Origin of the sequence: Micromonospora peucetia (assembly GCF_900091625.1) — a bacterium.
GTDB classification, from domain to species: Bacteria; Actinomycetota; Actinomycetes; order Mycobacteriales; family Micromonosporaceae; genus Micromonospora; species Micromonospora peucetia.
The window spans coordinates 4586104-4599936 of sequence record NZ_FMIC01000002.1 but is presented as its reverse complement, the minus strand read 5'-3'; the positions used below and the strand labels follow the sequence as shown (position 1 = coordinate 4599936).

General features: G+C 73.1%; 2 protein-coding genes. Both read right to left on the bottom strand.

Going from position 1 to position 13833, the window contains the following annotated elements; translation table 11 throughout:
• Positions 1 to 49: 49 nt before the first annotated feature.
• Positions 50 to 7174, bottom strand: coding sequence for an amino acid adenylation domain-containing protein (locus GA0070608_RS21185; protein WP_091630288.1), 7125 nt, complete (start codon positions 7172 to 7174; stop codon positions 50 to 52).
• On the bottom strand, positions 7171 to 13647 hold the full coding sequence (locus tag GA0070608_RS21180) for a non-ribosomal peptide synthetase (protein WP_091635687.1): 6477 nt from the start codon (positions 13645 to 13647) through the stop codon (positions 7171 to 7173). Before GA0070608_RS21180 ends, GA0070608_RS21185 begins: the two co-directional genes overlap by 4 nt.
• Positions 13648 to 13833: the final 186 nt, after the last annotated feature.

The window sequence follows — 13833 nt, the reverse complement described above, 5'->3', positions numbered from 1 at the left end:
CCTTTCGTCCGGCCGCCCGAGCAGGCGCGGCCGGCATCCGTGACAGCGGTCAGTTCGCGTCGAGCACGTCGGTGACGACGCGGGCGAGCTCGGTGACGAGCGGCGGCTTGATGACGCTGAAGTGGTCACCGGGCACCCGGTGCACCCGTACGCCGCCGGCGCAGAGCTCCTCCCAGCGCGCCAGGTAGTCCGGGTAGCTCTGGCCGGACGTGACCTCGTGCTGGCCGTCGGCGAGCTCGTCGCTGACGATCAGTTCCAGCCGTCCCGGCCAGGGCCGGTGCCGGTACTCGACGTCCACCTCCATGACCTCGCGCCAGATCCGGACGGTCCGTGGCCAGGAGTCCCCCACGCCGTGCTCGGGCAGCGCGATGCCGGCCTCCTCGTCGACGTCGTCGACGAGGTGTTCGAGCAGGTCGAGGATCTCCCGGCGGCGTTCCGGCGTGTCGGCCTCGTCGCCACCGGTGTCCACCTCGTGGAGCAGCAGTTCGAGGCGGCGGATCAGGCCGAGCTCGTTCCAGGCGTCGGCGCGGGTGTGGATGTCCAGGCCCGGATCGAGCAGGATCAGCGTCACCTCGTGTCCGTCCTCGACCAGCCGGTGGGCCATCTCGCTGGCGATGCCACTGCCACCGCACCAGCTGAACAGCCGGTACGGTCCGTGCGGCTGGGCCCGGCGGAGTTCGTCGTCGTAGCGCTCCGCCATCTGCGCCGTGGTGGGCGTGCCCGCCGGATGCGGACCCGGCCATTCGAACGCCGCCACCGGCTGGTCCGGGTGCAGGTGCGGAGCCAGGCGCAGGTACCAGTGGGCGCTGCCGCCGCCGGGGTGCACGCAGAAGAGCGGAGGCCGGCCGTCGCCGCCGCGCCGCAGCCACATCATCGCGCCGGCTGGCGCCGCCGCCGGGTCCTCAAGTGTCGCGGCCAGCCCGGCGACGGTGCGGTGTTCGACGAACGAGCCGAACGTCAGCTGGTAGCCGTGCCGGCTGCGCAGCGTCGCGGTCAGCCGCATCATCGCCAGCGAGTGACCGCCGAGCGCGAAGAAGTCGTCGTGCACACCGATCCGCTCGATGCCGAGCGCCTCGCTCCAGGCGGTGGCGATGTGCTCTTCGATGTCCGAGCGCGGCGCGACGTACTCGACGTCGGTCACCGGCCGCGAGCCGTCCGGCGCCGGAAGGGCGGTCCGGTCGACCTTGCCGTTGCGCGTGTACGGGAAGTCGTCCACGCAGAGGTAGTGGTGCGGGACGAGGTGCTGCGGCAACCGCTCCCGCAGGTGGTCGCGCAGCGCGGACGCGGACGCCACGGTCCCGTTCGCGGGGCGGGTGTAGGCGACGAGCGAGGCGTCCGGGCTGCCGGCCCGGTGTACGGCGACCACCGCGGCGGCCACCGCCGGGTGGGCGGCGAGGGCGTTCTCGATCTCGCCGAGTTCGATCCGGAACCCGCGGACCTTGACCTGGTGATCGCGTCGCCCGTGGAAGTGCAGGGTGCCGTCGGGGTCACGGGAGACCACGTCGCCGGTGCGGTACATGCGCTCACCCGGTCGGGACGCGTACGGGTCCGGCACGAACCGTTCGGCGGTGAGTTCCGGCCGGTTGAGGTAGCCGCGCACCACGCCCGCCCCGCCGAGCACCAGTTCCCCGCGTACGCCGGGGGGCAGCAGTCGCAGTTCGTCGTCGACGACGTAGGCACGTACGTTGTCCAGCGGAAGCCCGATCGGCGGCGGTGCCGTGTCCGTGGCCCGCAGCTCCGCGATGGTGGCGACGACGGTGGTCTCGGTGGGTCCGTAGGCGTGCAGGACGCGAACCCGGTCGGCCCACCGCGCCGCCTGGTCGGCCGTGCACGCCTCGCCACCGGTGGTCAGCACCCGCAGCCGCGGGAAGTCGGCCGGGTCGAGGCGGTCCAGCAGCGGCGGCGGCAGGGTCATGTGGGTGAGTTCGGCCGCGTGGCGGCGAAGGTCACCGGGGTCGGCGTCCGGCGGGGGCAGCACCAGCGCCGCGCCGTTGGCGAGGGCCAGGAGGATCTCCCAGACCGACGCGTCGAAGCTCGGCGAGGCGAACTGCAGTACCTCGTCCCCGGCGTGCGCGTCCAGGATCCGCCGCTGGGCGTGGCAGAAGTTGAGCACGCTGCGGTGGGTGACCGCGACGCCCTTGGGCCGGCCGGTGGAGCCCGACGTGTAGATGACGTAGGCGAGGTTGTCCCCGCTGAGCCGTACCGCTGGCGGGTAGGCCACCCGGGGTCGACCGTTCGCGAGGTCGGCGACCAGCACCGTCGCGGTCGTGCACGGCAGCCTCGGGGCCCGGTCGCCGTCGGTCAGCACGACCACGGGCGCCGCGTCGCGGATCATGTCGCCGACCCGCTCGGCGGGATAGGCCGGATCGAGCGGCAGGTATGCCCCGCCGGCCTTGAGGACGGCCAGCATCGCGACGATGAGGTCGATCCCGCGGGGCAGGTGGATGCCGACGATCGTGTCGGCCCGGACGCCCAGCTCTCCCAGGCGCGCGGCGAGACGGTCGGACCGGTCGTCCAGTTCCCCGTAGGTGAGCGTGCCGTCGCCGTGCCGCACCGCCACCGCGGCGGGCGCGGCGGTCGCGCGCTGGGCGACGAGGTCGTGGACGAAGGGCGCCGCCGCAAACCGCTCGACGGGCTGGTACGCCTCGACCGCCCAGGCCCGGTCGGCGGCGCTCAGGCCGACGTCCGGGTCGCCGTCCGGATCGGCGGCCATCGCCTCCAGCACGTGCCGGTAGGTCCGGGCCAGCAGTTCGAGGTACTGCCGGTCGATGTCGGCGGGCCGGGCGCCCAGCCGCAGGACTCCCGGGAAGGTCCAGACGTCCAGCCCGACGCTGCTCGGGCTGAAGTCGTCGACCATCTCGACCGATTCGGCGGGGCCGTCGAGCACGTGGAAGTCCAGGTACGAGAAGCCGACCCGCAGCAGGGGCGTGCCGTTGCCCCACTGCCGTTGCATGGACGGCAGCGGGTAGCGGCGGTGCGGCCAGAGGCGCGCTTCGCCGGCGAAGACGGCCTGGACCAGAGCGCGCCAGGTAGGAGCGGAGGTGTCGGCGGCGAACGGCACGGTGTTGAGGTACATGCCGAACACCTCGTCGCCGCGCAGCCGCTCGGGCCGGCCGTTGCACAGCAGGCCGCTGAAGAACCGCTGCCGGCCGGTGACGATGCTCATCACCTTGAGGTGTGCGGCGTGCAGCACGCTCTTCAGCGAGGTGCCGGCGGCAGCGGAGAGCCGGCGCAGTGCGGGACGCAGATCGGCCCACGGCACCTCGATGACGGTCGCCGGAGCATCCGACTCGATGCCCCACTCCGGCGGCAGCTCGAGCCGGTCCGACCCGGCGATGGTCGCCGCCCAGAAGCCACGGTCCGTCACCGAGACGAGCGACTCACGCTCGCGGGCGACGAAGTCGGCGAACCGCACCGCCGGCGGTGGCGGCAGGGCGGGCCGCTCGCCCCGGCGCAGCGTCCGGTACGACGAGATCAGCATCGCCACCGTGGAGGTGTGGCTCCAGCCGTCGAGGATCGCGTGGCTCTCCGAGTGGGTCAGCCGCCATTCGGAGTCGCTGAGCTGGTGCACGTGATAGCGCAGCAGCGGCGCCGTGGTGACGTCGAACGGCCGGAGACGCTCGGCCCGCAGGTGCGCGCGTACCACCTCCTCCTGGTTGTCGGGCAGCAGCCCACGCAGGTCGTCGTAGCCGATCGACAGGTCGACCGACGCGTGGACGAGTTGCATCAGCTCGGAATAGCCGGACAGGTCGAACGACGTACGCAGGATCTCCTGCCGGTCGGTGAGCAGCCGGCCAGCTTCCCGCAGCGCGTCCAGCGAGAACGGCAGCCGGTCGCTGATCCGGTAGCAGGAGACGTTGCGGTAGACCGGCCGGTCGCCACCGGACAGCATCTCGAACAGCATGCCCGCCTGGTTCTGGGTGATCGGATAGGCATCGACCAGCCCGTCCGGCAGCCGGCTGCGGTCCGCGTCGCTCACCAGCGCGAACCGGCCGACGGTCGGCTCCGTCTCCCCGTCCGGCCCGGTCCGGACGACCACGCCCGCCAGGTCGGCCACGCTCTGGTGCGTGAACAGGTCCTGGACCGACACCGCGAGGCCGGCCGCGCGCAGCAGCCCCACCATCCGGATCGCCCGCATCGAGTCGCCGCCGAGCAGGAAGAAGCTGTCCGTCACACCGACCGTGTCGATGCCGAGCGCCACGCCGAACGCGTCGGCTATCCGCTCCTCGAGCTCGTCGCGCGGGGCGACGTAGCCGTCGGTCACCCCGCCCGGTACCAAGTCAGGTGCCGGCAGGGCGCGGCGGTCCACCTTGCCGCTGGCGGTCAGCGGCAGGGTAGGCAGGATCGTCCAGCGCGCCGGGACCATCGCGTCCGGCAGGCGGTCGAGCAGGTACGCACGCACCCCCTCGACGGTCTCCGGCCCGACGAGGTAGCCGACCAGCTGCTCGTCATGGACGGCCACCGCCGCCGCGGTGACGCCGGGGGCCTCGTGCAGCACGGCCTCGACCTCACCGAACTCGACGCGCTGTCCACGGATCTTCACCTGGTGATCGATCCGGCCGAGGTACTCGATGCTGCCGCAGGGACGGTAGCGGGCCAGGTCACCGGTGCGGTACAGGCGTCGCCCCGGCACGGCGGCGAACGGGTCGGGGACGAACCGTTCGGCGGTCAGCGCGGCCCGGCCGAGGTAGCCCCGGGCGAGCTGCACGCCACCGATCAGCAGCTCGCCGGGTACCCCGACCGGGGCGGGCTGAAGGTCGGCGTCGACGATGTGGGCGGTGGTGTTGGCGATCGGGCGGCCGATGGTGACCGGCTCACCGGGGTCGCACCGCACCGCGGTGACGTCGACCGCGGTCTCCGTCGGGCCGTACAGGTTGTGCAGTTCGCATCCGATCCGCTCGTGCATCCGGGTCACCAGTTCGGGCGGGAGCGCCTCGCCACTGCAGATCAGCCGCCGCAGGGACGGCAGCGCTCCGACGGGCTCGGCCAGGAAGGCCCGCAGCATCGACGGTACGAAGTGGATGGTGGTGATCCTCTCCGTCCTGATCAGGTCGGCCAGGTAAGCCGGGTCGCGGTGCCCACCGGGGCGGGCGAGGACCAGCGTCGCCCCGGTGACCAGCGGCCAGAAGAGCTCCCACACCGACACGTCGAACCCGACCGGCGTCTTCTGCAACACCCGGTCCGAGGCGTCGAGCCGGTAGGCGTCCTGCATCCACAGCAGGCGGTTGACGATCGCGCGATGCTCGACCAGGGCGCCCTTCGGCCGCCCGGTCGACCCGGACGTGTAGATGAGATAGGCGGCGTGCCCGGGCGTGATCGGTTCGGACGGTGGTGGATCGCCGGTGGGAGACGCGTGCTCTTCGGCGGACATGAAGTCCTCGGTGATCACCAGGTGGGTGCCGGAGTCGCGCACCATGAAGGCGCGGCGTCGCGCCGGGAGGTCCGGGTCCAGCGGCAGATAGGCGGCACCGGCCTTGAGGATCGCCACCAGCGCCCGCACCAGGTCCAGGCCGCGGGGCAGGCAGACGGCCACGACGGACTCCGGTCCGACTCCGGCTTGGCGCAGCCGCCGCGCCAGGACGCCGGCCTCGGCGTGCAATCGGCGGTACGACAGCTCCTCGCCGCCGAAGCGCAGCGCGACCGCGTCGGGCGTACGGGCCGCCTGCGCGTCCAGCAGCTCGGTCAGGGTGTGGTGGGGGTGGTCGACGGCGGTGTCGTTCCAGGCCGTGAGTTGGGCCGTTTCGGTGTCGGTGAGCATGGGCAGCCGGGTGACCGGGGTGTCCGGGTCGGTGACGACCGCGGTCAACAACCGCTGGTAGTGCCCGGCCAACCGCCGCACGGTCGCGGTGTCGAACAACGCCGTCGGGAAGTCCACTCCGCCGGAGAGGGAGCCGTCGGCCTCCTCGACCAGCCCGAGCGTCAGGTCGAACTTCGCGGTGGCCGGGCCGGCGGACAGCTCCTCCCCCACCAGGCCGCCCGCGTCGAAGCCGGTCGACCCGCCCTCCTGGAAGAGGAACATGGTCTGGAACAGCGGGTTGCGGGACAGGTCCCGTTCCGGGGACAACGCGTCCACGATCCGTTCGAACGGCACGTCCTGGTGGGACTGCGCGTCCAGCACCGCCTCCCGGACCCGGGCCAGCACCTCGACGAAGGTCGGCTCGCCGGACAGGTCGGTCCGCAGCACCAACGTGTTGAGGAAGAGTCCGACCAGGCCGTGCACCTCCAACCGGTCCCGGCCGGCGGCCGGGGTGCCCACCGCGAGGTCGGTCTGCCCGGTGTAGCGGGCCAGCAGGATCTGGAACGCGGCCAGCAGCACCATGAACGGGGTGGCGTTCGACGCCCGGCCCAGTTCACGGAGCCGACCGGCGACGGCGGCCGACACCGTGAAGGTGACCAGCCCGCCGTCCGGGTGCCAGACCGGCGGCCGGGGCCGGTCGGTCGGCAGTTCCAACGGCATCAGCCCGGTCAGCCGGTCCCGCCAGTGGTCGACCTGCCGGTCCAGCCGGTCTCCGGCGAGCCGGGTCCGCTGCCAGAGGGCGAAGTCCGCGTACTGGATCGGCAGCGGGGCGAGCGGGGAGGGCCGGTCGGCGACGAATGCGCCGTACAGGGCGGCCAGTTCGCGGAGGATGATCCCCTCCGACCAGCCGTCGGAGGAGATGTGGTGCATGGTCAGCACCAGGGCGTGCTCGTCCTCGACGAGCCGGACCAGCCGGGCCCGCAACGCCGGACCGGTGGTCAGGTCGACCGGGTCCGGCGTGCCGAGCAGCTCGGTGAGGCGCTGCCGGGCCGTCTCCTGGGCGGTGTGGCCGAGGTCGGTCACCGCCACCTCGACCGGAGTGGGCGGGTCGACGACCTGTGCCGGCTCGCCGTCGACCACCACGTACCGGGTCCGCAGGATCTCGTGCCGGGCAACCAGTTCGGTCAACGCCCGGCACAGCGCGTCGGAGTGCAGCGGGCCGCGCAGCCGTAGGCCGACGGACATCAGGTACCCGGTGCCGCCGGGCTGCAACTGGTCGAGCACCCAGAGCCGGTGCTGCCCGAAGGAGAGCGGTAGCGGACCGGTCCGGGGCGCCGGGGTGACGGTGTCGGCGCGGCGGGACCGACCGGCACCACGCAGGCGCCGATCCAGCAGTTCCTGTCGTAGGGGCGCGCTCGGGGTGTGGCTGGCGGTCACAGGTTTCCCTCCATCAGCAGTTCCGCCACCTCGGCGTCGGAAAGCTGTGCGATCTCGTTCTCGATGGCCGTGTGCACCGCGCCGGCGAGGTCGGTTACGGTCGTCTGCTCGAACAGCAGGCGCAGCGGCAGGTCGAGGTCGAAGCCCTGCCGCAGGTGCGCGAGCACCCGGGTGGCGAGCAGCGAGTGCCCGCCGAGGTCGAAGAAGTCGTCGTGGATGCCGACCCGGTCGACCTCCAGCACGGTGGCCCAGACGCCGGCCACGGCCTCCTCCAACGGGGTACGGGGTGCCTCGTACGCTCGGCTGAGGTCGGCGCGGACGGGTGTCGGGGCGGGCAGGGCCCGGCGGTCGACCTTCTTGCTGCTGGTCAGCGGCAGTGCGTCCAGCACCATCCACTGGGCCGGAACCATGTGGTCCGGCAGCCGGTCCCGCAGGTGGGCCCGGAGTTCACCGACCGCCGGCGGGGTGCCGTCCCGGCAGACCAGGTAGGCGACCAGGCCCTTCTCCCCCGGCTGGGTCTCCCGGGCCAGCACCGCGACCGCGCGGATCGCCGGGTGCTCGGCCAGCGCCGACTCGATCTCGCCGAGTTCGATCCGGAACCCCCGGATCTTGACCTGCTGGTCGATCCGGCCGAGGAACTCGATCGTCCCGTCCGGCCGGTACCGGACCAGGTCGCCGGTGCGGTAGAGCCGGCCGCCGGGGCCGTCGCCGAACGGGTCGGGCACGAACCGGTCGGCGGTCAGTCCGGGCCGGTTCAGGTATCCCCGGGCCAGCCGCACCCCGCCGAGCAGGAGTTCACCGGGCACCCCGACCGGCACCAGGTTCAGGTGTTCGTCGGCCACGTGGGCCCGGGTGCCGGGGACCGGGCGGCCGATCGGCAGGGCCGCCTCGATCCGCTCTCCGGGCGGGTCGCCGGTGACCGGGTGCAGCAGGCAGGTGACGGTCGCCTCGGTCGGGCCGTAGTTGACCAGGAACCGGCCGGGCAGTCCGGTGGCCGCCCAACGCCGGGCGTCGGCGACGGTGACCACGTCGCTGCCGACGTTCATCAGCTTCAGGTGCCGCAGCCGGTCGTCACCGGCCGGCAGGGCGTCCATCACCTCCCGGTAGTAGGCGGGGGTGATCTCCATGTGGGTGACCCGGTGCTGTTCGAGCCGGTCCGGCAGCTCGGCCGGGCTCCAGAAGAGCGGGTCGCTGACCACCAGGGTCGCCCCGGCCAGCAGGGTGGCCATCATGCCGTCCATCGCCACGTCGAAGGTGAGCGCGGAGAGCAGCACCACCCGGTCGCCGGGGTCGATGTCGTACGCCCGGGCGATGACGCCGCAGTGGTGGGCGTACGCACCGTGCGGGATCATCACGCCCTTGGGCCACCCCGTGGAGCCCGAGGTGTAGATGACGTAGGCGAGATCGTCCGACCCGGTCGACGGGTCCGGCGCGGTACCGTCCCGACCGGCGATCACCGCCCGGTCGGTGTCCACGGCGACCACGGCCACCCCTTCGGCGGCGACCCGGTCGGCGAAGCGCTCCACGGTGACCGCCACCGCAGCCCCGGCGTCGGCGAGCATGAAACGCAGCCGCTCGGTGGGATGGTCCGGGTCGACCGGTAGGTACACCCCACCTGCCTTGAGCACCGCGAGCAGCGTGACCACCACCTCCAGGCCGCGTTCCAGGCAGACCGCGACCGGGACCTCCGGGCGTACCCCGAGTCCGCGCAGATGGTGGGCGAGCCGATTGGCCCGGGTGTCCAGCTCGGCGAAGGTCAGCCGCCGGCCGTCGAACTCCACCGCCACGACGTCCGGGTGCCGCCGGACCCGCCGGCCGAACAGCTCCACCACGCCGGTACCGGCGGGTCCGGCGGCGGTCAACGGTCCGGCCGGCTCGCCGGAACTGACCGGCTCGACCGGTTCGCCGGCCCACGGCCCGATCAGGTACGCCCGCTCCGCGTCGGTGGGCAGGGTCAGGTCGCGCAGGGCGGTTCCCGGGGCGGTCGCCACCTGGGCGAGCAGGTGCAGGTAGTGCCCGGCCATCCGTTCGATGGTGCGGCGGTCCCACAGCGCGGTGGCGTACTCGAACCCGCAGCGCAGCCGGCCGTCCCGGTGCTGCTCCACGGAGAGGGTGAGGTCGAACTTGGCCACCGGGTACGCGCTGTCGACGTGCTCGATGGTGGTCGGGCCGAGGGTCGCGGTCATCCGTTCCAGGTGTTGCAGTTCGAACATCACCTGGAACAGCGGATTGCGGGACAGGTCCCGGTCCGGCCGCAGCGCGTCGACCAGCCGCTCGAAGGCGACGTCCTGGTTGCCGAACGCGTCCGTCACGGTGCGGCGCACCTGGTCGAGCAGGACCGGGAAGGGCTGGTCGTCGACCAGTTCGGTGCGCATCACCAGGTTGTTGACGAAGAAGCCGAGCAGGTCCTCGGTCTCCTGTCGGGTCCGACCGGCGACGGGGGTGCCGACGGCCACGTCGTGCTGCCCGGCGTACCGGCCGAGCATGACCTGGAAGGCCGCCAGCAACACCATGAACAGAGTGGCGCCCTCCCGGTTGCCCAGCTCGGCCAGCGCCCGCCCGACATCAGTCGGCACCTCGACGACGACGTTGTCACCGGCCGGGTCCCGCAGCGCCGGGCGGGGCCGGTCGGTGGGCAGCTCCAGCGGGGTCGACCCGGCCAGCTGTCGGGACCAGTAGGCGAGCTGGGCGTCCAGTTCGGGGCTGTCCTGGCGGGCCGTCTCCCAGGCCGCGAAGTCCGCGTACTGCACGGGCAGGTCGGGCAGTACGGTGGCCGCGCCGCCCCGCGCGTACCTGCGGTAGAGGGTGTCGAGTTCGCGCAGGAGGATGTCCATCGACCAGACGTCGAACGCGATGTGGTGCATGGTCAGCGCGACCAGGTGCTCGTCGGCGGCGACCCGGATCACCTGGGCCCGGATCGGGCGTTCGGTGGCCAGGTCGAAGGGCCGGCTGGCCGCGACCCGCAGCAGCGCCTCGGCACCGTCGACGACGTCCAGTGCGCCGCTGAGGTCGATCAGCTCCCACCTGACCGGTCCCGGCGGGTCGACCACCTGCACCGGCTCGCCGCCGACCGAGTGGTAGCGGGTCCGCAGGATCTCGTGCCGGTTGAGCACCTCGTCCACCGCCCGCCGGAACACCGCCACGTCGAACGGGCCGGTCAGCCGCATCGAGATCGGGATCAGGTATTCGAGGCTGCCCGGTTCGAGCTGGTCCAGGAACCACAGCCGGCGCTGGCCGAGGGAGAGCGGCAGGCTCCCGTCCCGCGCCACCGGTCGGATCGCCGCGCCTGCCGGCTCGTCGGCGCCCGGGCGGGCCTCGTCGACCAGGGCGGCGAGCTCGGCGACGGTGGGGGCGGTGAAGAGCTGCCCGACGGTCAGCTCCACGTCGAGTGCCCGGCGTACCCGGAGCACACCCCGGATGGCGAGCATGGAATGGCCGCCGAGGGTGAAGAAGTTGTCGTCCCGGGCGACCCGCTCGACGCCGAGCAGACCGGCCCAGATCCCGGCAATGGTCCGCTCGGTGTCGGTGGCCGGCGGCAGGTACCTCCGGTCGGCGCCGGGGCGGGGGCCGTCGGGCGCCGGCAGGGCCGTCCGGTCCAGCTTGCCGTTCGCGGTCAGCGGAAGGGTGTCCAGGCTGATCACGGTGGACGGGACCAGCGCGGCGGGCAGCCGGTCGGCGAGCGCGTCCCGCAGTCCGTCCGGATCGATCCGGGCACCGGCGGCGGGAACCACGTACGCGACCAGCTCGGCGTCGCCGGACGGCGGGCGGTACAGCGTCACCACCGCCGCCTCGACGGTCGGGTGCCGCCGCAGGGCCGCCTCGACCTCACCCGGCTCGATGCGTACCCCGTGCAGCTTGACCTGGTTGTCGAGCCGGCCCAGGTACTCCAGGCTGCCGTCGTCGCGCCACCGGGCCAGGTCGCCGGTGCGGTACAGGCGCTCCCCCGGCGTGCCGCCGTACGGGTTGGGGGTGAACTTCTCCCCGGTCAGGGCGGGTCGACCCCGGTAACCACGCGCCAGGCCGACCCCGCCGAGGCAGAGCTGGCCGGCCACCCCGACCGGCACCGGCCGGTCGCCGGCGTCGAGAACCAGGACGGTGCAGCCAGGCAGCGGCCCGCCGATCGGGACGGTCCCGGTTCCCTCGTCACCACGGTAGCGCCAGGCGGTCGCGTCGATCGCGCACTCGGTGGGGCCGTAGGTGTTCCAGATCTCCACGGCCAGCAGGGCGCGAAGCTGCGCGCAGAGCGCCGCCGGCAGGGGTTCCCCCGCGGAGCAGACCAGCCGCAGCGCGGCACACCCGGACAGGTCGGATTCGTGCAGCAGCACCCGCAGCACGGACGGCACCAGTTGCAGCACCGTGACGTCGTGCGCCCGCACCGCCCGCAGCATCGCGCCCGGATCGCGGTGGGCGTCCGGGGCGGCCAGCACGACCGTGCCGCCGCTGACCAGTGGGGCCAGGAACTCCCACATGGAGGCGTCGAAGCCGAGGGCGGTCTTCTGGAGCACCCGGTCGGCGGCGGTGAGCCGGTACTGCTCGACCGACCACAGCACCCGGTTACGGATACCGGCGTGGGTGACGACGACCCCCTTGGGCCGGCCGGTCGATCCGGAGGTGTACATGACGTAGGCGGCAGCGTCGGGGTCGGTGGCCGGCAGCGACACCGCTCCGGTGCCGTCGCCGCGACCGGCCCCGGTGTCGTGGCCGGTGTCAACGAGCACCACCGGGGCGTCACCGGCCGACAGCAGGCCCCGCAGGGCCGATTCGGTGACCAGCACCGACACCCCGGCGTCAGCCGCCATGAACTCCAGCCGACCGACCGGCTGGTCGGGGGCGAGGGGCACATGGACGCCACCGGCGAGCAGCACCCCGAGCAGCGCGGTCACCAGGTCCGGTCCACGGTGCACCGCGACCCCGACCGGAGTGCCGGCGCGAACCCCGACGGTGTGCAGGTGGGCGGCGAGCCTCCGGGCGCGTGCGGCCAGCTCGGCGTAGCCGACCTCGGTGCCGTCGTCGGCGATCAGCGCGGTCGCTTCGGGAGACGCCGCCGCCTGGGCGAGGAAGAGCTCCGGCAGCCCCGGGCCCACGGCCCGGTCGGCGCCCTGGCTCCACTCGCTGAGCACTTCCCGGCGTTCCCGGGGGGCCAGCAGGTCCAGCTCGTCCAGGGGGACCTGGCGGGTGGCGACGACGACGGTCAGCAGCTGCAGGTAGTTGGCGACCATCCGGTGCACCCGGGCGCCGTCGAACAGCGCGGTGGGGAAGACCACCTCCCCGTGGTACGAGCCGTCCGGTTGCCCCACGAGTTGCAGGGAGAGGTCGAACGCGGACGAGTTCCACGAGGTGAACTGCTCGGTGACGGGCAGGCCGGGCAGGGCGATGGGGGTCCGGTCGGCGTCGTGCAACCCGAACCCGACCTGGAACAGCGGGTTGCGGGACAGGTCCCGCTCCGGGGCCAGCTCGGCGACGATCCGGGCGAACGGCACCTGCTGGTTGTCGTAGGCGTCCAGGGTGGTCGTCCGGACCTGGTCGAGCAGGTCGTGGAAGGACGCCGGGCCGGCCAGGTCGGCCCGGAGCACGACGGTGTTGACGAAGAGGCCGATCAGGTCCTCCAGCTCGACCTCGTGCCGCCCGGCCACCGACACCCCGACCGCCACGTCGGTCTGACCGGCGTACCGGCCGAGCAGGAGCTGGAAGGCGGCGAGGAAGACCATGAACGGGGTGGCGCCCCGGTCCGCGCCGAGTCGGGTCAGGGCGGTCGCCAGGTCCGCCGGCACGGTGAAGGTGAGGCCGTCGCCGGCGGCCTGCCAGTGCGCGGGCCGGGGCCGGTCGGTCGGCAGGTCCAGCGGGCCGAGCCCGGACAGCCGCTCCCGCCAGTAGCCGACCTGGGCGTCGACGTGCGGCCCGGACAGCCAGTTCTCGCGCTGCCAGGCGGCGAAGTCCGCGTACTGGACGGGCAGCGGCGGCAGCGGGCTGGGCCGACCGGTGACGAACGCCTCGTAGAGAGCGTGCAGTTCCCTGGCGAGGACGCCCCAGGACCAGCCGTCGAAGGCGATGTGATGCACCACGAACAGCAGGACGTGGTCGTCCGCCGCGCAGCGGATCAGCCGGGTCCGTAGCGGTGGGTCCTTGCGCAGGTCGAGCGGGACGTCGAGGGCCGCGTCCAGCACCTCGTCGAGGCGGCTGTCCCGGTCGCCGGCCGGCGGGTCACCCAGGTCGACGAGGTCGATGTCGACCGGGCCGGGCGGGGCGATCACCTGCACGGCACGTCCGTCCACCGTGTCGTACCGGGTCCGCAGGATCTCGTGCCGCGCGCTGATCCCGGTCAGCGCGGCCCCCAACGCCGTGGTGTCGAGTGGGCCGCGCACCCGTACCGCCTGGTGCAGGAGATACTCGCTGGCACCGGAGCGCAGTTGGTCGACGAACCAGAGCTGCTCCTGCGCCGACGACACGGCGTAGCCGTCCTCGTGATCGGACAGCACCGCCCCGCCGGTGCCGACGTACCGGCTGTCGCCGTCTGCCATGAATCTTCGCCTCCGTGTCCGGGCCGGGCATCGCTGCGATGCCGTGGGGAGTTGCCGTTGCCGGTCGGGCGACGCTGCCGCCGCGCCGGAATGCGTGCGCAATGGCTGCCCGTCGGTTCGGTGTGCAAGGGGCACTTCGGC